The sequence below is a fragment of the Gimesia sp. genome (assembly GCF_048262075.1).
In the GTDB taxonomy this organism is placed as follows: Bacteria; Planctomycetota; Planctomycetia; order Planctomycetales; family Planctomycetaceae; genus Gimesia.
The window spans coordinates 389,954-414,352 of the sequence record NZ_JBLXFK010000001.1 but is presented as its reverse complement, the minus strand read 5'-3'; the positions used below and the strand labels follow the sequence as shown (position 1 = coordinate 414,352).

17 protein-coding genes are annotated in these 24,399 nt (G+C 49.3%); 10 read left to right on the top strand and 7 right to left on the bottom strand.

What is annotated here, in order from left to right:
- Positions 1-8: 8 nt before the first annotated feature.
- From ACN0YH_RS01455 to ACN0YH_RS01445, 3 genes are read right to left on the bottom strand one after another with little or no spacing between them, the layout of a single operon-like run.
- A complete protein-coding gene (locus tag ACN0YH_RS01455) occupies positions 9-1,487 on the bottom strand; it encodes a Gfo/Idh/MocA family protein (RefSeq protein WP_417377779.1) in 1,479 nt (492 codons plus the stop codon).
- Between the two features lie 32 nt (positions 1,488-1,519).
- The gene (locus ACN0YH_RS01450; protein ID WP_417377778.1) at positions 1,520-3,514 is read right to left on the bottom strand and encodes a sulfatase-like hydrolase/transferase; all 1,995 of its coding nucleotides are present in this window, start codon (positions 3,512-3,514) and stop codon (positions 1,520-1,522) included.
- 47 nt (positions 3,515-3,561) lie between these two features.
- Positions 3,562-4,743 (bottom strand): sialidase family protein, encoded by a 1,182-nt coding sequence (locus tag ACN0YH_RS01445; protein WP_417377777.1) that lies wholly within the window; start codon positions 4,741-4,743, stop codon positions 3,562-3,564.
- A 379-nt stretch (positions 4,744-5,122) separates the two neighbouring features.
- Here ACN0YH_RS01445 and ACN0YH_RS01440 point away from each other — a divergent pair, with 379 nt between their 5' ends.
- The 3 genes from ACN0YH_RS01440 (at position 5,123) to ACN0YH_RS01430 (ending at position 7,708) form a co-directional block, all read left to right on the top strand.
- On the top strand, positions 5,123-5,401 hold the full coding sequence (locus ACN0YH_RS01440; protein ID WP_417377776.1) for a GlsB/YeaQ/YmgE family stress response membrane protein: 279 nt from the start codon (positions 5,123-5,125) through the stop codon (positions 5,399-5,401).
- A 149-nt stretch (positions 5,402-5,550) separates the two neighbouring features.
- Positions 5,551-7,341 (top strand): ATP-binding cassette domain-containing protein, encoded by a 1,791-nt coding sequence (locus ACN0YH_RS01435; protein WP_417377775.1) that lies wholly within the window; start codon positions 5,551-5,553, stop codon positions 7,339-7,341.
- Positions 7,342-7,366: 25 nt separating this feature from the next.
- Positions 7,367-7,708 (top strand): translation initiation factor, encoded by a 342-nt coding sequence (locus ACN0YH_RS01430; protein ID WP_417377774.1) that lies wholly within the window; start codon positions 7,367-7,369, stop codon positions 7,706-7,708.
- A gap of 13 nt (positions 7,709-7,721) precedes the next feature.
- Here the strand turns inward: ACN0YH_RS01430 and ACN0YH_RS01425 are convergent, their stop codons facing one another.
- Entirely contained in the window at positions 7,722-9,224 is a 1,503-nt protein-coding gene (locus ACN0YH_RS01425; protein WP_417377773.1) for a M81 family metallopeptidase, read from the bottom strand.
- A gap of 191 nt (positions 9,225-9,415) precedes the next feature.
- On the opposite strand from ACN0YH_RS01425, the gene ACN0YH_RS01420 reads away from it, so the two are divergent.
- Positions 9,416-10,588, top strand: coding sequence for an FAD-dependent oxidoreductase (locus tag ACN0YH_RS01420; protein ID WP_417377772.1), 1,173 nt, complete (start codon positions 9,416-9,418; stop codon positions 10,586-10,588).
- A gap of 21 nt (positions 10,589-10,609) precedes the next feature.
- On the opposite strand, the gene ACN0YH_RS01415 is transcribed toward ACN0YH_RS01420, so the two are convergent.
- Positions 10,610-11,347, bottom strand: coding sequence for a CorA family divalent cation transporter (locus tag ACN0YH_RS01415; RefSeq protein WP_417377771.1), 738 nt, complete (start codon positions 11,345-11,347; stop codon positions 10,610-10,612).
- A 159-nt stretch (positions 11,348-11,506) separates the two neighbouring features.
- On the opposite strand from ACN0YH_RS01415, the gene ACN0YH_RS01410 reads away from it, so the two are divergent.
- Positions 11,507-12,811 (top strand): efflux RND transporter periplasmic adaptor subunit, encoded by a 1,305-nt coding sequence (locus ACN0YH_RS01410; protein ID WP_417377770.1) that lies wholly within the window; start codon positions 11,507-11,509, stop codon positions 12,809-12,811.
- A gap of 76 nt (positions 12,812-12,887) precedes the next feature.
- Positions 12,888-16,043, top strand: a complete 3,156-nt coding sequence (locus tag ACN0YH_RS01405) for an efflux RND transporter permease subunit (RefSeq protein ID WP_417377769.1) — start codon at positions 12,888-12,890, stop codon at positions 16,041-16,043.
- Positions 16,044-16,056: 13 nt separating this feature from the next.
- On the opposite strand, the gene rlmB is transcribed toward ACN0YH_RS01405, so the two are convergent.
- Positions 16,057-16,842, bottom strand: a complete 786-nt coding sequence (rlmB, locus tag ACN0YH_RS01400) for a 23S rRNA (guanosine(2251)-2'-O)-methyltransferase RlmB (protein WP_417377768.1) — start codon at positions 16,840-16,842, stop codon at positions 16,057-16,059.
- 211 nt (positions 16,843-17,053) lie between these two features.
- On the opposite strand from rlmB, the gene map reads away from it, so the two are divergent.
- The 4 genes from map (at position 17,054) to ACN0YH_RS01380 (ending at position 22,879) form a co-directional block, all read left to right on the top strand.
- Positions 17,054-17,845, top strand: a complete 792-nt coding sequence (gene map, locus ACN0YH_RS01395; protein WP_417377767.1) for a type I methionyl aminopeptidase — start codon at positions 17,054-17,056, stop codon at positions 17,843-17,845.
- A gap of 226 nt (positions 17,846-18,071) precedes the next feature.
- Positions 18,072-20,249, top strand: a complete 2,178-nt coding sequence (locus tag ACN0YH_RS01390; protein WP_417377766.1) for a GDSL-type esterase/lipase family protein — start codon at positions 18,072-18,074, stop codon at positions 20,247-20,249.
- Between the two features lie 51 nt (positions 20,250-20,300).
- Positions 20,301-21,191, top strand: a complete 891-nt coding sequence (locus ACN0YH_RS01385; RefSeq protein WP_417377765.1) for an acetamidase/formamidase family protein — start codon at positions 20,301-20,303, stop codon at positions 21,189-21,191.
- A gap of 74 nt (positions 21,192-21,265) precedes the next feature.
- Positions 21,266-22,879 carry a N,N-dimethylformamidase beta subunit family domain-containing protein gene (locus ACN0YH_RS01380; protein WP_417377764.1) on the top strand — a complete coding sequence of 538 codons (1,614 nt, stop codon included), beginning with the start codon at positions 21,266-21,268 and terminating at the stop codon, positions 22,877-22,879.
- Between the two features lie 11 nt (positions 22,880-22,890).
- Here ACN0YH_RS01380 and ACN0YH_RS01375 read toward each other — a convergent pair whose 3' ends face one another.
- On the bottom strand, positions 22,891-24,360 hold the full coding sequence (locus ACN0YH_RS01375) for a DUF1501 domain-containing protein (protein ID WP_417377763.1): 1,470 nt from the start codon (positions 24,358-24,360) through the stop codon (positions 22,891-22,893).
- Positions 24,361-24,399 lie beyond the last annotated feature (39 nt).

The following is a 24,399-nucleotide window of genomic DNA, read 5'->3' as shown; positions in this document are numbered from 1 at the left end:
ATGTATGATCAGGTATTTTCAGGCGGTCTGCCATCAATCCAGGGGCCAGCCAGTTTTTGATATTTTGGAGGTATGAGAACGCTGCCTCTGTCACCTGCATGCCAGCCTGCAACATGTCGGGGCTTACTGTGTTCTTTCGACATGGTCTCCCAGTTGTCAGCCCAGCTGGAGTCCCCATTGTTGATCTGCAGAGAATCACGTTCGACCTGAAAGACTTTTCCTTCTCGATAACTGCGAACAGCGAGATTGACCACCATAATCGCTGCTGCCCCCAGTTCCGGGGAATTATTAACCAGCGAGGGGTCTTCGGCTTTTACAGCAGCCAGGAAGTTTTCGAAGTGCAGTAGCGTCTGGTCGGGAACACGCTCGGAGACGACTTCTTCCTGCTTTAACTTGCTGTCGAGTGTTACTTGTGGACGTTCGGGAATAAATTCATATGCCTGCCGCTTCCCGAATACGTTTTTATCGAAAACGACCGTTCCATGATGACCACGAATCAGATGTCGTATGGGGACTTCGCTGGAAATCATCGTGCTGGAAACCAGCCCTTGTACGCCTTCATGGAAGTCGGCAATGATCGAGGCTACATCGGTGACTTCCCGGTTATCGTACTCCAGGAAAATTCCACCACCGCCAACAACGCGCCCGGGGTACATCAGCCCGGTGGCTTTCAGCATGGCAGAAACACGATGCACGAACAGGTCAGAATACATTCCGTAGCCGAAAGGCCAGTAGCAGCGCCATTGTCCGTATGTCGCCCGGTCGAAAGGTAAATCAGGAGCAAGACCTTCTTCGGCACCCAGCCAGCGTTTCCAGTCGATAGTCCGGGGAGTCATTTCTTTGGTAATGACATTATGACGTGACATGCCCCCCAGCGAATTTCGAAACGATTCTGCCTGGAACTGGACGATTTTTCCAAGTTTCCCTTCATCGACCAGGGCACGTACCTCATTCCAGATGGGCATGCTGGTGGACTGCACACCTACTTGAACAACCAGTCCGGATTTTTTCCAGGCATCGACGACTTCCATGGCTTCTGAGATGTGATGCGTCATTGGCTTTTCACAATAGACATGTTTGCCGGCTTTCAGAGAATCCAGAACCTGCTTTGCATGCCAGTGATCGGGAGTCGCGATACAGACGACGTCGATCTCTTTATCATTCAATAAGTCCCTGTAATCTTTGTAAGTTTTGGGGATTTTTCCCGTTTCTTTTTTGATATAGTCCACGGCCTGATCGCGGTGCACCGAATAAACATCATTGATGCCGGTGATATCGAGATTTGCCCCTTTTTCGTTGCGAAGTTTCACCAGTGTTTTCACGTGGGAACCAAATCCCCGTCGTCCCGGTCCAATAATACCGATGCGGAGACGTTCATTTGACTGGTATGCATTCGCGGGCGCGAGGGACACCAGCTGACTGGCGGCGACAGTGGCTGCCGTGGAGTGTTTGAGAAATGAACGGCGACTTTCTGGTTTCTCACTCATGATTTCCCCCTGAGAGAATTTAAATTCGAGGCTTAAAATTCTTTGATGCGAATATTTTTATACTCCACGTGGCTGCCATGCCCCAGGAGTCCAATATGACCACTCTGGTTCTTGAGCCCAGGATGTCGGGCGAGCACCTGTTTGTCTTTGATATCAGCCAGATCAGTTTGTAAAATGGGAATGTCATTCACAATGACCGTGATTTTTGAACCGCGACAGATGATTTCTTCCTGATTCCATTCGCCGACTGGTTTCAGTGCGCCGCGTTTTGCCGGAACCACATCGTAAACCGAACCGTGATATTGGGTCGGTTTCAGTTTTTTCGGATACCCTTTATTATCGAGCACCTGGATTTCCATCCCTTCATAGGCCGGTTTCTGGTCTACCAGGGGACAGCGGATTGCAATCCCGTTGTTGGCAGCCTTGGTCAGTTTGAAATCAAACTTCAGGCTGAAGTCTGAGTACTCTTTTTCCGTAAACAGAAATCCGCCCCCATCGGCGGGGCAGACCAGTTTACCCTGTTCGACATGATATCCCTTTCGGTTAGCCCGTTTCAGCGTCCAGCCGGTTAAGTCGTGACCATTGAAGAGTGGCTTGTACTCAGTAGTTTGTTCGTCAGACTCCGAGACGCAGGAAATTGGCAGGGTATACTGTTTGAGCCACAGGTCATCGGTCTGTTTTAACTGTTTCAGCAGTTTCAGAGAGAGTTCTTTTCGCAAATCCTGATATTCAGGCTGGCAGGCCAGGTTGATCACCTCATCCGGATCCTGTTGGAGATCATATAGTTCGACTTCGTCCCGAAACAGGAATTTGTGCACACTACGCTGACCAATTACGGGGGCCTGGAGTCTTAAGGTTTCGTTCCATGTTGCGCGTGAGAGCGTATCGATGGGAAGTGGGTATTTTGAACGCCATTCCAGGTTCCAGATCAGTTTATAATCGCGAGTTCGCAGTGTTCGCATGGGATAATACATGGTCACTTCATGAAACACATGACTCAGACTGACATCATCCCAGCCGGGCGTATGTTCTTTTCCTACTGTCGGCAGGATACTGCGACCGTGCAGTTTGTATTTCGGTCCTTTTGTATTCGTCCAGTCGAGAACGGTCGGAGTCAAATCCAGAAGGGAAACCATCGCATCGGAGATCACTCCCTGTTCTGACTCGGGTTGTCTGGGATCACGGACAATGAGAGGGATACGCACACCGGGATCATAGTGATTCGCCATCGCGCCCGGTTCAGAAGATCCATGATCGCTGGTGAATATGACTAAAGTGTTTTCTGCCTGACCTGAATCTTTCAGCGCTTTCAGGACGCGGCCGATGCCTTCATCCAGATAGCTGATCTGCTGGTAATAACCGGCTAATCCCGCGCGGACTTCAGGGCGGTCGGGCAGATAAGAGGGAACCGGAATTTGTTGCGGGTCATAGATTGTGAGTGACATCCCCGATTCTCTGGTTTTAACGCCCCATTCCGGTTGTGTGCGCGAAGTGGGATGGGGATCGTGATATCCCATTACCAGGAAAAAGGGTTTCTTGCTCTTCTGATTCATAAACTCCGTTGCCAGATCTGCCATCGCTTTGACATGGTAGCCGCTGACTTTGGGTTGAAAATCGATGGTGCTGTCTTCCGGGTAGAGGTGGTATTTCCCGATCATTCCCGTGCGATACTGATTTTGATCCAGCAGAGCAAAAACCGTTTCGACTTTTGGTTTCAATCTAAAGTTATGGTCGCCATGCGGGTGTCCATACTGTCCGTTGGCGTGCACATGCAGTCCCGTGTAGAGGACGCCACGCGAGGGCCCGCAGGAAGCGGTTGTCGCGAAAGCATGCTGGTAGCGGGTTCCTTCACGAGCCAGCTGATCAATGTGAGGAGTTTTAACGACGGGATTTCCATAGCAGCCACAATCGTTCCAGTTCTGATTGTCAGAAAACAGTATCAGAACATTTCGTTGTTCTGCCGCAATGAGCGGGGTTATCAGAAACAAGTTGAAACTGATACAAAGATAATACAGAACATGTCGCATACGTCAGTCCCTCTGATCAAATCAACTCATTTTAGAATCTGGAATGCTTATTTTTTGGATCCTGTTGCCTGATTGACGAGAACACGCAGACGTGCTTTATCGGAGACTGGTTTGCCCGCCAGAACATCTTCTTCCGTAAAGGTTGCCATCAGGATTTTCTTATCACGGGTTCGTGCAAAATCATAGATAATGTAAATCGTACCATCTTCACTTTGAACTCCATCCGGATACGAAACGCCCGATCGTTCATCCAGAAGCAAGCCACCCTGCCAGGTTTTTCCTTCATCTTGAGAGAGAAACGCAGTCAAATCACGGCGGCTCTTTTTGTCTGCTGGGTTATGTCGGACCAGTAGCAGATTCCCTGATTTCAGACGTCGAATGAAAAACCGGGCATTCACATGCGGGATGTCAGATGCTTTTCCGTCTGACCATGTCTTTCCCCCATCAGTGGAACTGGATTCCCCAATCCCATAGCGGGTTCTGACCAGGGTCCAGAGGCTGTTGTCTTTCCGTTCCACAATCATGTGTTCGTCGAATGTTCGCTCGGGAACATCGGTTTGTCCCAGCAACTGGAACGTTTTGCCCTGATCTTTTGAAATGAAAATATTTCCGCCGCGTTCTTCAGGCAGATCAAAACGGTGTTCTATGGATTTGATGGCAGGTTGTTTCCAGATCGCAACAGGCAGCAGCCAGTCTCCATTCGAGAGAACCGTTGGTTTATTCATCATAATGCCGTTACACAGGCGGCGGGGTTCTGTCCATTTCGGGCTTTCCTGATCGGAATCGTCCGTCGTAATTGCCCAGACCCCACTGCGACCATCCCACCAGCGATAGGATTGCGCCCAGAAGACCCACATGCGACCACTGGGATCATGCCAGATGGCCGGGTCATACGCACGGACAGGGCCAGGGGGATCAATGACCAGTTTGGGACCCGACCAGGTTTTGCCATCATCACCACTGGTGACGAGCACGACATAATTCAGTTCACCTTCACCCGTTCCACCGGCGTACCAGAGTGCCCACAGACGCCCGTTGTCAGCGCGTGACAGACCGGGAATCCCCTGGAACATTCGGGTATTATCTGCATATTCTTTGCCAGGGTTGATATTGATGGGAGGGGGGACCAGGGCTGGATCTGTCTGGTCTGATTTTTCTTCAGCCTGGGTATATGAAGTGAAGATCAGAAATGTGAGTAAGAAAAAAACAGGTCGAAGCAATGAACGCACGATGGGACCTCTCTGTTGCAGGTAAATTCAGTAATATCATGTTTGCTGGTTTCTATTGTCTTGTATCATGCTAACAAAATGCCATACCGGGGGCGAGTATTTCAGATCAACAAACAGAAATATGAAATGAATTGCCACTGCTCAATCAGATGAGAATATTGCTCTGAAATCTGCGTCTGGACAGACTCTCAATTCTGACCTAGACTGTGTCCAGTTTTACTGTAGCGTCTCCCGGGGTGTATGGCCTGAGTATATTAGATTGTGAGATATTTATAGTTAAATGTGATGCGTTTTAGAGTATGTTTACCAGAAGTACTCTTTTCCCACGTGATTTTGAAATCAGTCATAACTAAGTATTCAGAAGCAGTTGAGGAATTTCATGGACCTGACAGAGTTGATCATTTTACTGGTCGTGGCCGGACTTTGTGGCAGCATTGCCAGGGGACTGGCAGGTAGTACACGTGGCGGCTGTCTGGTCTCCATCGCGCTGGGTTTTATCGGCGCGCTGCTGGGGAGTAAATTAGCCATGCTGCTGGGGCTGCCTGAGATCTTCTCTTTAAATCTGGGAGGCAGAGATTATCCCATTGTCTGGTCGATCATCGGTGCAGCGCTGTTTTGTGCGGTTCTGGGGCTGTTGTCAGGCAGACGCCGCCTGTAATTCTGTTTGATCCTGATCATCACACGATAGACTCTTGGCGCAGGTATTGCAGAAATCAACTGAGTTGAACATACTATGCCGGTGTCTCGAGGATACCCGACTTTCAGAGTCGGGTTTTTTTATAGCAGTATGATCGGAAGTATCGCGGTATGTCGCTGTTGAGTATTAATCAAGTCTCCTTTACATGGAGTGGGCCTCCGCTGCTGGATGAAATCAGTCTGGAAATATATACGGGCGAGCGTATCGGTCTGCTGGGGCGGAATGGTGCGGGAAAATCGACGCTGATGAAGATGATCGCCGGAGAATTAGATCCCGATGATGGACAAATCAAACGGGACAAAGATGTGCGGATTGCCCGCTTGATCCAGGAAGTTCCCGGAGGCTACTCAGGACGAATTCACGATTATGTAGCAGAGGCTGCGGCGCCGTTCTTTGAACATGACTGGGAGACCGAACATGCTGTCGAGCGGATTCTCTCCCGGATGGAACTTAACGGTGATGACAATTTCGAAGCATTGTCTTCCGGCATGAAACGACGTGTGCTCCTGGCAGCTTCGATCGTACAATCGCCCGATATACTTTTGTTGGATGAACCGACCAACCACCTGGATATCCCGGCAATCAAGTGGCTGGAGCAGTTTCTACAGTCGTATGAAGGTACCCTGTTGTTTGTAACTCACGACCGGGTATTTTTACAGTCGCTGGCCACGCGGATCATTGAAATTGATCGCGGCAAGATCTATGACTGGACCTGCGATTATGACACGTTCCTCAAACGAAAAGAAGCATTTCTGGACGCAGAGGAAAAACAGAACGCGCTGTTTGACAAGAAGCTGGCAGAGGAAGAAGTCTGGATTCGACAGGGGATCAAAGCGCGCCGGACACGAAACGAAGGGCGTGTACGGGCATTGAAAAAAATGCGTGAAGAACGCAGCCAGCGACAAAGTCGAGTCGGAAATGTCAACATGCAGGTTGCGACCGCCGATCGCTCCGGCCAGTTGGTGATCGAAGCGAAGAATGTGACATTCTCGTATGGTGATGAACCTGTGATTCGAAATCTGACAACCCTGGTCTCACGCGGCGACAAGATCGGAATTATTGGCCGTAATGGCGCCGGGAAAACCACACTGCTGAAACTGTTGCTTGGCGAACTGAAGCCGGATTCGGGGACGATTCGACAGGGAACCAATCTGGAAATTCTCTACTTCGATCAGTTACGCGAACAGATCGAAGAAGAAAAAACAGTCATCGAAAACGTCGGGGAAGGTCAGCAGACACTGACGATTAACGGGCAGCCCAGAAATATTTATGGTTATCTGCAGGACTTTCTGTTTACCCCCGAGCGGGCACGTCGACCGGCCCGCTATCTTTCGGGGGGAGAACGAAATCGCCTGCTACTGGCGAAGTTGTTCACACGACCGACGAATCTGATGGTACTGGACGAACCAACAAACGATCTGGATGCTGAGACCCTCGAGCTTCTGGAAGAGCTCATCTGCAATCATCCGGGAACATTATTGCTGGTAAGCCACGACCGTGCCTTTTTGAACAATGTCGTTACCGCGACTTTGGTGTTTGAAGAAGGAGGGGAGGTTAAAGAATACGCGGGCGGCTACGATGACTATCTACTGCAGTCTCAGAAAAATGAGAAAGCGGCAAATGAGACGGTTGAATCACAGGTCAAGGCAGTGCCCCAGGTTGAGAAGCCCAAAGTAATCAAGTTGAGTTTTAAGGAAGAACGGGAACTGAAAGAGATTCCACAACGAATTGAACAACTCGAGCAGGAGCAGGTTGAACTTCAGGCGAATATGGCTTCTCCGGAGTTTTTCAAACAGTCGGCTGAAGTGATTGCTGATGCAACTTCACGTTTGTCAGTGATTCAGCAGGAACTGGAATACTTACTGGAACGCTGGGAAGAACTGGAGTCACGGGTTTCTTAATTTGATTCCGTTTGAAAGGACACTCATGCGCTTATTTGAAGGGACTCCCTTTGACCGTCCTCCCCGTTGTGAAAAATGTGAGCAACTGGAAGAAGAATGTATCTGCCCTCCCGAGCCAGCGTTTCGGATTCCCCCAGGGCAGCAGACGGCGAAACTGGCGATAGAAAAACGTAAAAAGGGCAAACGTGTTACGGTCGTCCGCGGGTTGCCCATCGAGGGCAATGATCTGCCAGAACTTTTGAAACAACTGAAAGACCGTTGTGGCGCCGGCGGTGCTCTGAAAGAGGATGAACTCGAAATTCAAGGCGACCAGCTGGACCGTGTGCGTGAAGCATTACTGCAAATGGGGTTTAAGGTCAAAGGCTGAGACTCGACACAGTCTAAACTTCTGGTGCGCTGTCGTAGGGGATTTCAACCGGATAAAAGTCCCGGTTTCTCCTCTGGTGGTTGAGCTTTGCGAAATCGTGCGTGTGGATGGCTTTTGCCTCCACGTTAAATATGGAACCGGCAAACGGTTCAAAACTGGCTCGGAAATGAGCTGACGATTTCACTGCTATATATTTCATCGATTCACAGTCGATTCCCAGTGTTTTGGAGAAGGCCGGTCCGAAAGGTTGTTCCCGGGCTTTCACAACGACCACGGAGACACCGTCCTGCTGAATCCAGGCCGATGGACCCATATTTCCAGTCAGACCCGCGTACATGGGCCCATCATATAGGAATTTTCCTTCTGAGAGTGCTTTGACTTCCGCTTTCATTTTTACCGGAGGACCCTGAATCGGGTCTGATTTACCTCCGACTTCTGTTTCAATCTCGCCTCCCACTCCTGCTTTCTGGGCCAGCGCGACAACATCGGGATCGACGATATACAGAATTAACGCTTTATCGAGTTTCTGATCCAGGAAAGTTTGCAGGATTTCAGTAGAGTCGCCGGCTGTGCCACCACCTGTATTGTCAGCATGATCGGCGAGGATAATCGGGTATTTGCCGATCTCCTCTCCCTGTTTAAGTGCGTCTGTGACTGTGAACGGCAGTTTGTACCAGCAGCGACGGCGCTCCCAGATCCAGGTGCCGAATTCTTCCGCGGTCTTGTCTGCCAGATCCTGGTCATTGTCAGCGACCACAATCAGTGAAGGTCCCACATCGGGCACGTCTGCCCATGGGAAACCAGTCGAGACTGTCACACCGAGGATGCCAGGACGCGTTTCGATTTCGTGTGCATAGTCCATGACTTCTTTCATGGGCATGTGAGCGGTTACCTGGCAGGCAGTGCTCCAGAACAGGGGGATCTGACGAAGAGTCATAACCGGTTTCACTTCACCATTAATAATTTTCACAATGAGGTCGGCAGCTTCCTGTCCCCGTTCATTCATGTCAATATGCGGATACGTATCGTAACCTAAAATCGCGGTTGCCTGTTCGACGCGGAGTTGAGAATGATTGCCGTGCATGTCGGGGGTGACCAGAATGGGGCGGTCGGGGCCGATGTATTCTCTGACCTTAGAGATGAAGTGCCCGTCGCCATCCTCGATGCCATCGATCACCATGGCTCCATGCAAATCAAGCAGTACGCCATCGACAGGACCGTGTTTCTCTTCCTCTGATTTCAGGCGTTCCAGGAATTCAGCCAGTAGATCGTCATAGGTTTTCCGCTCGATCAGGCCACTGGGAAAAGCAAAAGTCCACAGCAGTGGGATTAATTCAAAACCATGTTTTTTGGCACCATCGATGAATCCGCCGATACAGACATTTGCTCCCGGGAACGTTTCCATAATTTCCTGACCACGAAATAATCCCCGGTCATTGATGAAATCGTCAAGTGTGGTGGGAAGGCTGGAATAGGTACTGGTTTCATGCAGCACACCGCCGGTGGCAATTCTCATGGTTGCAACTCCTGGAATTTCAGATCATGGATGAGCACAGCTTCAATAAAGATAAATTATCAGCAGTAGAATAGAAAGCGTTACCTGCCTGTTTAAATTCGGCTTCTCAGAAAGTCTATGATTCGCTAAGAAGAGCATTCTGTCATGGCAGTTTAATCCGAGAGCAGGCGATTCCCTGTAGAGAGTCAATCATGAAAATAGCGATTACAGGATGTGGTATTGCGGGAACCGCTGCCGGATTTCTACTTTCGCAACAGGGACACGCCGTCACAATCTTTGAACAGGCTGAAAAATGCAGGCCCGTAGGGGCAGGAATTCTGATTCAGCCCATTGGTCAGACGGTGTTAAAGCATCTGGGGATTTATGATCAAATAGAACATCAGTCTGCCCGGCTGGATTATATCGAAGCAATCAAACATACGGGCGGGCGACTGGTTTTTCTGGAGTATCAACGCTTGCGAAGACAGCTTTTCGGTCTGGGAGTACATCGCGGGCTGCTGTTCAGCTCACTGCTGGATTTAAGCATCAAGGCAGGAGCCGAGATCAGGGAGAATGCGCGAATATCCGGTTTCACTCATACAACTGATGGCGTGGTCCTGGCAATGGATGAAGATGAGCAAAGTGAAGCCTTTGACTGCATTGTGGCGACAGATGGTGCCCGCTCGATATTGCGCAATGCTGCAGGGATACGTCATCGGAGTATCGATTACGAATACGGGGCACTCTGGAAAACCGGTTCCTGTACTGCAGTCTCGGACCGGTTGTTACAAATGGTGGAAGGGACAAAAAAACTGGTGGGGCTGCTTCCGATTGGGAAGAACCAGTGCAGTTTCTTCTGGGGTTTGACAGCGGATCAGTTCGCAGATTATCAGCGACAGGGAATCGAGGTCTGGAAAGAGGATGTCAGGCAGCTCTGTCCCCGGGCAGAAGAGATACTGGCACAAATTGACTCTTTCGCAGAGTTGACATTTACCACCTATCGCGATGTATCAATGAAATCCTGCTGGACTGATCGAATTGTCTTTCTCGGCGATGCCGCCCACCCTACCAGTCCGCATCTGGGACAGGGAGCCAACCTGGCTCTGGAAGATGTCTGGGAGTTCACGGAATGCCTGAAGAACACAGCCGAATTTGCGACCGCATGTCGTCAGTACGAAGCGTTGCGAAGACAAAAGATTCTATACTATCAACAGGTCACTCGCTGGTTGACTCCGTTTTTTCAATCGGATGGCTGGCTAAAGGGCTGGGGGCGTGATCTGTTTCTGCCTTTGATGTGTCAGACTCCCGTTTTAAGAGAACAGATGTTGAAAACGCTATGTGGCTTCAAAGCCGGATGGACAAGTAGCAGGATCGAATCTCCATAGAAGCGAGGGCTGCGTGTGACATCACCTGGAGCCCCGCTTGAGAAAGAGATGAATTACAAATCCTAATGCCAGACCTGTTGCCACCATGATCCAGAAGGGCCAGGGAGTCAAGTGTTTTTCATATCCATGCTGGAAATTGGAGCCGAAGATGGCACTGAGTGTGGCGATGGGAAAAAAATAAGCGATCAGAAGATTCAGGCGGTGCGATGACAATTCGATACGGGCAGAAACTCTGGCCTGTTCTTCGGCCTGTTTGGCGACCACATATTCCAGTGCATTTTTCGCATCCTCGATCAGCAGTTCTGCGGCACGCTCCAGACGGTAGGAGCTGTCCCGAAAATCGATGATCAGTTTGTCTTTCGGGATCGCTTCCCGTGCGATCTGCAGGGCCTGGGTCATATGACAGAGCGCACGATAAACCGGTCCTAGATGATTAAGCACTTCCAGGTATTCCAGTGAATTCGTTGCCTCATCTACCTTATCGTCAAACTCTTCCAGCAACTGCTGAAATTCATCCAGATGCTGGTTGAGTGCATCAGGGCCTCCTTTGAATTCAGTAGCATGCCAGGTGCCATCAGGTTCCCGCCAGAAAAATCGACCTTTACGGTTCATGTCATCCGGATGGGGGGGCGCGTGTAAAATGATGAGTGCGTGGCCTTCCGCAATCATAGTCCGTTGACGGCCTACCTGTTTTCCCAGACGATCTCTGAACTCTACTGGTACATTCCAGGTGGCAGGCAATAGTGAAGATTCATGCATCTTTCGGTTCCACTCTCGTTTTCACGGAAATGAGAATTGCAATTCAGGTGATTATATTAGTAGTATGCCTGTTAATCCGGCCCATGTGAATTGGTCGCTGGTAAGTTTCGTTGATTCTACAAGACATGCAGGTCTTGTTCGAGATTTAAAGGGAGAACTGTGAACGTATTGCCCACATGTTTGTTTGATCTGAGAATTTCCGGTTTACTGTGTCCCTTCCTTTTCCTGTTTGGCTGTAATTCCACGCCTCCCCCTCCGCAGATGAAGCCCCCCGCTGTGACAGTCGCGGAACCATTACAGAAGACAGTGATTTTTAATCAGGACTTTACGGGAAGTCTGGAGTCAATTGCATCTGTTGACATTCGTGCGCGTGCCGATGGCATTCTGGAAAAAGTTCTCTTCACTCCCTCAGAAGAAGTAAAGCAGGGGCAGTTGCTGTTTGAGATTCAACGCAATCAATATCAGGCAACACTGGATAAAGCCCAGGCAGCGCTGGAAGCAGCCAATGCACAATTAATTGATGCCAATGCAACTCTGGAGCGTAACCTCATTCTATTAAAGAAACAGGCAGTTACACCACAGGATGTCGATGATGCGAGAGCAGACCAGGAACGGGCTCAGGCGGCAGTGGACGGTGCCAAAGCAGATATTGAACAGGCAAAAATCAATCTGGGATATACGAGTATCAGTGCACCGATTAGTGGATCTGTCAGTCGTAACCTGGTTGATGCAGGTAACCTAGTGGGGTCTGGCGAGAATACTCTGCTGACTACGATCGTGGCCATGGATCCGATTTATGTGTATTTCGATGTGAGCGAAAGAATTCTTCTGAATGCCTTAAAAAACGGCAGAGATCCCGGGGGGCCTAATCCCATTAAAGTTTACGTGGGATTGTCCAACGAAGAAGGTTATCCGCATGAAGGGACCGTTGATTTCTGGGATAATAAGGTCGATTCCGGAACCGGAACAATTCAGTTACGGGCAGTGATTCCTAATCCTGAAGTCGAGGGGCCGGAAATGCCTGCTGCTGCTCAAACGAAAACCACTAAAAATGGTAAGGATGAGAACAGTAAAGATAATAATCTTCGCAGGCTGCTTTATCCCGGTGTCTATGTTCGTGTGCGTGTGCCCGGAAATCCTATTCCAGGAGCTATGCTGGTACATGACGTGGCGATCGGCACCGATCTGGCAGGTAAATATCTGCTCATCGTTGGTGAGAAAAACATGGTCGAGAAACGGCCCGTTGAAATTGGCCAGGTGGAAGACAACATGCGGGTGATTCTGAAAGGAATCAAGCCGGGTGAGAAGTATATTTATGAAGGGCTGCAACGTGCACGTCCTGGTCGTCCCGTTACGATTACAAACAAAACTACGGCTACGGAATCCGTTAAACAGGGATCCGCATCCCAGACCAATGCGAAAGCCGGCAAAAATCAGCCTGACTCGAAACCCAGCTCAAAATAAAGAATTTCCCAGTTCACTAGACTGCTTTACCTTTGGGTTGTGATTCTGATCTCTAAAAATAACGAAACGGACGACGATGTTTTCCCGGTTTTTTATCTACCATCCGATTTTTGCCAGTGTGGTTTCAATTGTAATTGCGATCGTCGGAGCCCTCGCATTACCTCTACTGCCGGTGGAATTATTTCCAGACATTACCCCACCGACAGTCGCTGTGACAGCCACCTATCGTGGTGCTGACGCGGAAGTGGTTGCTGATACTGTCGCTACTCCTGTTGAAGAACAGGTCAACGGGGTGGAGAACATGTTATACATGTCTTCCAGCAGTACCAGCGACGGCAATATGACGTTGACTGTCACGTTCGATGTGGGAACGGATCTGGATATGGCCAACGTACTGGTTCAGAACCGGGTGGCCATTGCCAATCCCTCTCTGCCTGAAGATGTGAAGCGTGAGGGAGTCACGACTCAGAAAAAATCGACGAACATGACATTGGTCGTTGCTCTGAATTCGCCGGATGAGACCTTCGACGGGCTCTATTTGAGCAACTATGCAACGATCAATATTAATGATGAATTATCACGGATCAGTGGTGTCAGTGACGTGAATATCGTGAACGCACTCGATTTCGGGATGCGAATCTGGATGGATCCCAACCAGATGGATACGCGGAATATTACGACGACCGACGTGGTCGACGCGTTGCGTCAACAGAACGTCCAGGTGGCCGCTGGTCAAATCGGGCAGGAACCCAGTCCCAAAGATCAGGACTTTCAGCTGACAGTAACAACACTGGGACGTTTGTCGAGCGCAGAAGAATTTGAAGATATTATTGTCAAGACTGGCCAGGAAGGGCAGATCACGCGAATCAAAGATATCGGGCGCGTGGAACTCGGTGCCCAGAGTTATTCCGGTTATTCTCAGCTGGACGGTAAGCCTGCAGCGCTGATCGCTATTTATCAGTTACCCGGTGCTAACGCGCTGGATGTCGCAGAACAGTCCAGAAAAGTACTCGAACGCCTTTCCCAGGATTTCCCCAAGGGACTGGAATATTCGGTTCCCTACGACTCGACTGAATTTGTGACGGCGTCCATTGATGAAGTCGTAAAAACACTCGTTGTGGCGCTGGTGCTGGTGTTTATTGTAATCTATGTCTTTCTGCAGGATTTTAGAGCTACTTTGATTCCCGCGGTCACGATTCCAGTATCACTGCTGGGAACAATGGCAGTGATGCTCGCGATGGGCTATACAATTAATACACTTTCACTTTTTGGGATCGTGCTGGTGATCGGGATCGTGGTGGATGACGCGATTGTGGTTGTAGAAAACGTGACTCGTATCCTGGATACCGAAAAGTGCTCACCTAAAAAAGCCACTGAAATCGCGATGATGGAAATTACCGGGCCGGTGATCGCGACAACCCTCGTGTTGCTGGCGGTATTCGTGCCGACCATGGTGCTGCCGGGAATTACCGGTCGCCTGTATCGGCAGTTCGCACTTACGATTTCGATTGCCACCCTGTTTTCTTCTGTCTGTGCATTGACCTTGAGTCCGGCAATGTGTGGATTCATGTTACGTGAGACAAAGGAACGTCGAGGACTATTCTTCCGCGGGTTTAACTGGTGCTTTGATCGGTCTCAGAATGTTTATATGAAACTGGTCAAATCCTTCGTGCGTCACGCCTTTATCATGATCATTCCACTGGTTGCTATCTTTGCCGCTACAGGGGTAGGTTTTGTATCAGTACCAGGGGGCTTCCTGCCTAACGAAGACCAGGGATATATTTTCATCAATACCCAATTGCCCGATGGGGCTTCGTTGAGTCGAACGCGTGAAGTGCAAAACCGGATTAATAAGATTTCCGCTGATCTGCCCTCAGCAACACATGTGATCACGATGGGCGGATTTTCAATTCTGAATAATTCGAATGCATCCAACTATTCCACAACAATTATCGCTCTGGAGAACTGGGATCAACGACAGGCTCCCGATCTGCATGTGTTTGCATTGGTGAAAAAACTGCATGTTGAGCTGGCCCAGATTCAAGAATCGATCTCTTTCCCGTTCATTCCTCCTGCCATTCAGGGGTTGGGAAATGCCGGAGGATTTCAGATACAGATCCAGGATAAGAATGCAGCCGGAATGGATGTTCTGCAGATGGCAGTCACCGATATTATGGATCGTGGTAACGTAGATCCGGTAGTGACGGGACTTAATACCAGTTTCAGCGCCACCGTGCCGCAGGTCTATCTGGATATAGACCGGGAAAAAGCCATCAAGATGGGGGTTCCACTGGACTCGGTCTTTAATACGCTTCAGGCAGATCTGGGTTCTACTTATGTGAACGATTTCAATATCTTCAATCGTGTATTTAAGGTGATGGTTCAGGCTGATGAAGATTATCGCAGTAAAGTATCAGATATCGGGCAGCTGAAAGTCAGAGACAAAAGAGGCTCGATGGTACCATTAAATACGCTGGTCAAAGTGGATAATTCTGCCGGGCCGCAGGAAGTCGACCATTACAATCTATATCCGACAGCATCCATTACAGGTAACCCTGCAGCTGGATACAGTTCTGGTCAGGCAATCACGAGGATGGAGCAATTATGTAATGAAATCCTGCCAGAAGGGTTTGGGTATGAATGGACGGGAATTGCCTATCAACAGATTGAAGCCGGTAATATGGCACCCTTCATATTCGCGATGGCACTGGTATTCGTATATCTGTTCCTGTGTGCCCAGTATGAAAGCTGGACGATCCCGCTGTCCGTGATTCTGTCAGTTCCACTGGGGATTTTTGGAGCGATCTTTGCCACCCTGTTGCGCGGGCTGGATAATAATATCTACACCCAGGTGGGCTTTGTCCTGCTGATTGCGCTGGCAAGTAAAAATGCGATTCTGATTGTGGAGTTTGCCAAGTTGCAGCGCGAGTCAGGCAAATCAATTTCTGATGCTGCGATTGAAGCCTGCCATCTGCGATTCCGGCCAATTTTGATGACCGCTTTCAGTGCGATTTTAGGCGCGATTCCACTGGCGATAGCCTCCGGAGCCGGTGCCGCCAGTCGACAGGCACTGGGAACCGCCGTGGTGGCAGGTCTGTCTGCGGCCACGTTGTTTGGTGTATTCATGGTTCCTGTAATGTATGTACTCATTCAGAAAATGAGTGAATGGTTCGTGGGCAGTAATCCCGTACCTGTTGAAGAAGGAACAGCGGATACAACTTCGGCGGGTTAAACTTCAGTTTGTATTAACGGAAATTACGCTGACGGCTTGCTTCATACAGTATGATACTGGCTGAGACAGCAACATTCAGGGATTCAGTTCGCCCCTGTTGCGGGATGCGAACCAGATCAGTACATTCCTCCAGAAGATCAGGGCTGATTCCGGTTCCTTCATTACCAACGATCATTGCCGTCGGTTGTCGGAAATCATAATCTGTCAAAACCTCTGCTGCCTGCATGGCGGTTCCTACGACTCTGAGACCGTTTTTTTTCCATTCACGACAGAGGGAAACCAGGTCGCTTGTCTGTACGAGTGGAACATGATTCACAGCGCCTGCTGAAGTGCGACAGACCAGGCTGGTGACTTCACATTGCTCATGAGTTCCTGAGAAAATAGCATCTGCGCCCATGATCTCCGCAGACCGGATGATCGCCCCGAAATTAAACGGGTCCTGGATCCGATCCAGAATCAGGTAGAGCGGTGAAGTGATTTCCTGTTGATTGAAAAAATCAATCGATGTATAAGGAAACGGTGCCATTTTTGCGATCATTCCCTGGTGATCACTGGCGCGACATTTTTGCGTGAGTTCTTTATCAGTCGAAATGAAAACGGGAACGGATAATAGTGTCGCTTGTTGTTCAATCTGTTCTCGGTCTTCTGTCGTGAGGCGATCAGACAAGTGCAGTTCATATATCGGCCAGAAACCGGCTGATAAAGTTTCCCTGACGGCGTTTCTGCCCCAGATCCAGCACTTCTGATGGTTTCCCAGCAATGGCTTGTTTTTCTTTAACTTAGAAGGCTTTCCAACCATAGGAATTCTTTTTCAAATTGTTTATTCTATGAAACACTGTGAATCTGATCATAACAGCCTGCGCTGCTGATAGAGTCAATTTAGTATTCCATCGAAGGTATTGAAATGAAGGTGGACCTGACATTGCATATGAATCTATGAAAAACTCTCGCTGAACTCGGCTTATATTATCGACAGTATCTTACTGACATCTGAAATAGAGGCGGTTATTTTGTCTGGAAATCAAATCATCTATAAATCTTACGAATGGGAACGATTAAGAATCGCATCCCAGTTTAACGCCAGCCTGATGGATCATCTGCGCTCTTATGTCAAACCTGGTATTACCACGGATGAAATCAATACGATCGTGCATGAGTACACAGTATCTCATGGTCACACACCGGCAACATTAGGCTATATGGGTTTTCCGAAAAGTTGCTGTATCAGTATAAATGAAGTGGTCTGCCATGGTATTCCCGATGATACTGTTCTTAAAGAGGGTGATATTGTCAATGTTGATATTACCAGCATCGTCGATGGCTGGTACGGCGATCAATCAGAAACCTTTCTGGTAGGAAACGTTTCTGAGGAAGCCCGCAAACTGGTGCAGGTTACCTTCGATTCCTTGTTTCTTGCAATTAATACGATTCAACCCGAATCCAGCGTGATCGAAATCGGCGAAGTGATCTACAATTACGCGACAGAACTGGGATATGGTGTCGTCCGTCAATACCAGGGGCATGGGATTGGTCGTGAATTTCATACTGATCCGGGTATTCCCCATTATCCTGTCTCGGGATCGGAACGCGAATTATTACTGCCGGGCATGTGCTTTACCATCGAACCGATGTTGAATGCCGGCACCTGGAAAACAGTTGAAGATCGTAGCGATGGCTGGACAGTCCGCACGAAAGACGACAAACTTTCTGCCCAATTCGAGCATACGATTCTGATGACTGAAGAGGGTCCGGAAATCTTGACGCTGACAAAGAACGGCCCCCAGCCAGGGCATCAGTTCTAAGGGATGCTCCTCAGATGAATTCTGGGTTCAGAAACCGGGAATTGCTGTCAATGGCGATGTCTGTTTCAGGTTGAAATTAATTCTCGAACTGCAGAATGACAGGCAGCTCGCGCTTGCAACCTTGTAAACAGGGTGGGTATCGTAGATGTAACAGATTCCTTCTGTGGCACTTATGATTCCTCTGACCGCTCACTCTCCCCCAGTAAAGCCAGTACCTGGAGCCATTATGATTCGTCCTGTTTTCCTGTTCCTGTTTTTATTACTTCTGTTTAGTAATTTCAGTTATGCTGATGAACAGAAACTGAATTGGGTTCAAGTCACAGAAAAAGCGGGATGGCAACCGCGGGATTCCCAGGGAGAACTGGTTTATCAAGATCAGCTTTGGATTTTTGGCGGCTGGTTCAATTCGTATGAAGCACCGCCTCGCGATGTGTGGAATTCTGCTGATGGAAAATCCTGGAAACTTGTCACGAAAGAAGCGCCGTGGATTCACAGTGATCTGCCGATGACGGTTGTCTTCAAAGACAAAATGTGGCTGATGGGAGGCTGGTATAATGGGAGGTTAAAAGGACATTCAGCAGGAAATCAGGTCTGGTCTTCGGTTGACGGTAAGAACTGGGATCTGGTAACTCCACATGCAGAGTGGACGCCCCGTCTGGCTGCTGGTCTGGTTGTTTTTAAAGACCGGCTGTGGTTACTGGGGGGGACTGAAAACTATTATTTTGGAGATCAGAAGAGCCTGAAAAATGATGTCTGGAGTTCGGCGGATGGAAAAACCTGGAGGCAGGAAACAGCAGACGCTGGCTGGTCTCCCCGCGCGTATCATCAGGCAGCTGTTTTAAACGGTAAAATGTACGTTCTTGGTGGCGGAAATTATACTCCGGAATACCATGCAACAAATGATGTCTGGAGTTCAGAAGACGGAGTGAACTGGAAGCAGGAAACAGCCCAGGCGCCCTGGCATGAACGGCTCTGGTTTTCCACGGTCGTCTATCGTGATCGACTCTGGGTGATTGGAGGCTGGTCAAATAACCCGGCTGCCAATAAAAATGACGCCTGGTATTCGCAGGATGGGAAACACTGGAAGCAGTTGAAGTCAGACCATGTCTGGAAAGCACGCCATGAACATTCTGCATTTGTGTTTCAGGATAAAATCTGGCTGGCGGGAGGTCATGCCCAGCCTCTGAACAGTGAAGTCTGGACACTGGATGTACCACCTGACTGGTTTAAGAAAAAAGAAAAATCTGTTTCGGCACCGTCTGAGTTTCCCAATACGGTTGCAAAACTTAAAACGGGAAAACCAGCAAAAATAGCCTGCTTTGGTGACAGTGTGACGGGGGTTTACTATCACACGGGGAGCCGACGTGCCTATACCGACATGCTGGGGATCGCTTTAGAAAAAACGTTTCCCGAGGCAAAACTAAAGATGATCAATGCGGGGATCAGCGGACATACGACTGTCAATGCCTTATCGCGGATCAAGCGGGATGTGATAAAGCATCAGCCGGATCTGGTAACAGTCATGTTTGGACTGAATGACATGACACGCGTTTCCCTGGATCAATACCGGGCAAATCTCAAGGAGATCGTACAGCAATGTCGTGACGCCGGAGCCGAGGTTTTGTTATGCACGCCTAATTCCGTGATTACGACTTCAGGCCGCCCGGCTGAAAAACTGGTAAAGTATTGTGATGTCGTTCGTGATGTTTGTCAGGAACTCCAGGTCCCGCTGTGTGACAATTATCAAAAGCTGAATGCGGTGAGAGATCGGGATGCATTAAGCTGGCGCCTGATGATGAGTGATGAAATTCATCCGAACATGACGGGCCACAAAAAAATGGCGGAACTGATGGCGGAATCGATTACCGGGAAAACGATTTCGCTGGCCGATGTTACTCCGTTAACGCAGGCAATACCCCGGGTGCAATCATTGGTCAAGGAGAAGAAACCAGTTAAAGTGATCGCCATGCCTCCGCTGGATAAACTTATTCAATCTGCGTTTGAAAGAGTCGCTCCTGATGTGAAACTGGAGGTCACTACCTGGCAGACGGCAGGCAAATCATATCGTCAGATCGAAGCTGATGCCAAAGCACTGGTACGTCCCAGTAAACCGGACCTGGTCCTGCTGGCCATTCCCCCGACTGCGAAAGCAGGCAATCAGGAAGAGTTGATTCACAGCCTGATGTGGACGATGAACTACTCCCTGAATTTTGGAGCAGGGGGCTGGGATTGTGTGGTATTTCACCCTGATGTTTATCACGCAATTCCTGCCGATTCGGAAACCGATTCTTTGACACGAAAACTGGTACGGGGACAAGACCTGACACTGATAGATCGTGCAGATAATCAAATGGGCTCCCCGGAGGAAGTTGTTACAAAATGGCTAAAATCGCAACTTGATTGAAGCGATGCAGTAAATCTCAATAGCACATTAGTCCGATACAGGAATTCTTAAATGCATCAAATCTCACTGGGTTCATTGAACTATGAATTCAACCGCTTTCAAGAACCACGTATCAGAATCGAGGCGGGGGAAACAGTCCGGGTGGAATCAGAGGATGCGCTCTCCGGCCAGATCCGCAAAGTAGGAGACCTGCGTGATAAATCCACCGTTCCCTTCAGTAATCCGTTGACTGGTCCGATTTTCATTAATCAGGCGGAACCGGGGGATACACTGGCGATCAAAATTGAAGCTATTGAATCCCGGGACGGACAGTGTGCGACTTATACAGGTAACCCGAAACAGCTCAGTCAGTGGCTGGGAACTGACGTTCCGGATGGTGCCCATGTCTGTCCGATCCGTGAAGGTTTTGTCTATTGGAGCGATGAGATTAAAATTCCTTATCAGCCAATGTTGGGTTGTATCGGCACGACGCCTGCTTATGGCATGCCCAGTACAATGCCCGCGGGACCGCATGGCGGCAATATGGATATCCGTGAGGTGACTGAGGGGAATACTCTGTATTTACCGGTATTCGTTCCGGGAGCTTTGCTGTATCTGGGAGATGCACACGCTGCGATGGGACAAGGTGAATTGTCTGCGACCGGTCTGGAGATGGCGGCTCATACTACATTGACAATTAATTTAATCAAGCAGAAAACGATCGCCGGGCCCCGGATCGAATCACCGAATGAGCTGATCACCGTATCCAGCGGCACGCCGATGGAAAGGGCGACAGCAGATGCATTTGCACAACTGATTTTGTGGATGGAAGCAGACTATGGCTGGAACCGCTGGCGCGCTTATGATCTGCTGACACACGTCGCTGAGATTTCGATGGGGTACTATGAAGGGGGAGGGTTAGCGGTCAAAATTGCTAAAGAGTATGTGGCACACCCTTCTTGACGACACGGGGCGATACTACCGATCCAAAACAGGATGCCTCGCAGAACGCTTTTTTACTTTCGCAGGAACAACTGATGTTAATTGGATATGTCAGCGACGAAGATTATCGCGCTTTATATGACGTGGCTGTGGAATTTCAATCTGAAGGTCAGTTTATCAGTACGCGCTCGACTGCTTCCGGTGCTGTCATTGCGGATCTTGCTCCAGGGAATTATGAGGTCGTTTTGCAGCATCGGGACTATTGTTCCAAACGGGTGCAACTCAAAGTAGAGACCGGGCAGGTCCATCACTTCCGGTTGCTCTCAACGAAACTGTACGGGTTTGCCTGGCCTCGTTGTATTCAGAGTGGAGAAGCTTCTGAGTTTCGTGTCCATTCCACTTCAGAGTATCAGTTGGAACTCTGGCGATATGGCAAGGAGAAGGAATACATTCGGCGGATCGGTACGTTCGACGATCATGCACCCCTGGCGAATCTGCAGATCACGCCTGATGGTGATTACACCCGGAGAGGTGTGGACTGGAACAATGTCGGCTACCGCACGGTCACACAGAGGCAAACCGTTACAGCACCTGACAGGTCCGGACTGTATATGTTCCATCTCAGTAATCAGTCCGGGCAGCAGTTTACGTTTCCCTGGGTGGTCTCTCCCCGGACCCCACAGTCAAAAATCGCGATTCTCGCCAGTGATTTAACCTGGAACGCCTATAATAATTTCGGCGGACGCAGTAACTATTTGAATCCCGAGGGGCTTCCAGATACGCCTGTCGTCAACAGTCGGCAGGAATTACGCCGGTATCTGAAACCTTCCTTCGGAGCCTATTATGTTGAGGATTATCCTCCTTTATCGCTGGAACGCCCACAACCTTATCTGCACATTGATCTGGAAGAACAACTCCGAGATCCTATTTACAGTCGGATGGGATGTGGCATGTTGCATTCTGAGTGGCGGCTGCTGGGATGGATGGAAGAGCAGGGACTGGAATACGACTATTACAGTGAAACACAATTTCATTTCGATCAGCTCCCCTTAAATGAATATGAGGTTTTGATTCTCAGTTCACATCCGGAATACTGGTCAAAGCAGATGTATGAGCGTTTGAAAACCTGGGTGTATGAATCGGGAGGACGATTGATTTACCTGGGGGGAAATGGATTGAATTGTGAGGTGGAATTTCTGGATGAGGAACGGATTGTTTATCACAATACTGACTGCACCAGTTGGTGCGGTGTCGCCATGGACCCGCCGATTCCTGAAAAGGATTCTAAGTATGAAAGTCGCTATCATGCGCGGCAGGAATCCGAAGCGAATCTACTGGGAGTTGTCTTTTCTTTTGCTGGCATCATGACGGGGGCGCCTTATCGAGTCGTTGATGAGCAGCACTGGTGTTTTCAGGGAACCAATTTGAAAAACGAAGATCTGTTTGGGACAGAAAGTCAGCACATGCGGATTCCCGGCGGTGCATCAGGACATGAGACCGACAAAATCTCGCCCGGTTCCCCAGCGAATGTACAACTGCTTGCGCAAGGTATCAATCCTGATGAAGGGGGCGCAGATATGGTGCACTATAAAACGCCATCCGGCGGAGAAGTCTTTTCGGTCGGTTCAATCTGCTGGATCACTTCGATGCTGGTGGACCAGGATATTTCAAAAATCTCCCGTAATGTGATTGATCGATTTACCAGCTGAGTAGGCTCAACTCAGGTGATAATATCCAGGATCGGTTGACCATGATCAATTTCCAGTCGCTTGCGACCAGGGATATCCAGCCGATGCGGGTCGAGTCCGAGCAGATGATACAGCGTGGCATGAATGTCGGTGACGTAGTGTGGAGATTCGACTGCATGAAAGCCAAGCTCATCGGTGGCGCCATGTACGTAACCCTGTTTGATGCCTGCTCCGGCAAACCAGACTGTAAAACCATGTGGATGATGATCACGTCCACTGGGCATTTTGGTGTTTCCACGTGCTTCCACAGCCGGTGTTCTTCCAAATTCGGTACAGAAGACAACCACGGTATCTTCCCACATACCGCGGCGTTTAAGGTCTTTCAAGAGTCCGGCGACTGGTTTGTCAACGCGTTTACAGGAACGGGTATGGTTTTCCTTGAGATTCTGATGAGAATCCCATTCACCGTACCCGCTCAAATAAACTTGAGTAAAACGGACGCCCCGTTCTGCCAGGCGTCGGGCTGCCAGCAGGCGACGTCCATAAACAGAGGTCTCTTTTTCATCGATGCCATACAGTTGCTGTGTTTCCTGTGTTTCTTCTGTCAGCTCCAATGCTTCAGGCACGGAGTTCTGCATGCGAAATGCCAACTCGTAGGAATTGATACGGGCGCGTAGTTTTTCATCGGTCGGATATTCAACTGCGGCCAGCTGATTGAGTTCGTTGATGAACTGGTACTGGTTGGACTGCTCCTGTTTCAGAATTGATTTCGGACGCGTGCCAAAAGGAAGTGGGTTTTTGGGATCCAGCGAGAGTTCTACACCCATATATTTGGGGCCGAGATAATCAGGACTGAAATTTTCTTTTACGCGGGTGTCTGTATAAGAGCCAAGAAAAACATATTCAGGCAGATTCTGGTTGAGACTACCCAGTCCATAACTGAGCCAGGACCCCACGACGGGTTCTTTCTGATCCAGTTTATGACGGCCATGGTGAATTTGAAACTCTGCTGCATGATCGTTGTCAGTTGTGTACATGGATCTAACAAAAGAGATGTCATCGACGCACGTCGACAGGTGCGGCCACCAGTCGGTGATTTCAATTCCGGATTCTCCCTGTTTTCTGTATCCAATCTGCATCGGCATGATCTGGGAATGTTCACGTTTCACCTGCACGACCGAGCGGGCGCGTGCCTGATAGCGCGGGTCCTTGAAGGGATCGGGATATATTGTGTCTGAAAAGGTTTTGCCGGCGTATTTATTCAACTCCGGTTTCGGGTCAAAGGTTTCCATCTGACTGTAACCGCCTGACAGAAAAACCCAGATCACCGATTTTGCTTTGGGAGTGAAATGGGGCCCCGCAGTGGGGGCAGAATTCTTCGCAGCCTTTGATTCCTGACCGAGCAGGCTGCTTAACGCCATGCCTGTTGCACCAAAACCCAGATCGGCCAGAAAAGCGCGACGCTGTATCTGGTTACATTGTGGTGTGGTTACATGTTTCATGAAACGATTCCTCTTATCTGCGTTTGCAGATCGTTCTGG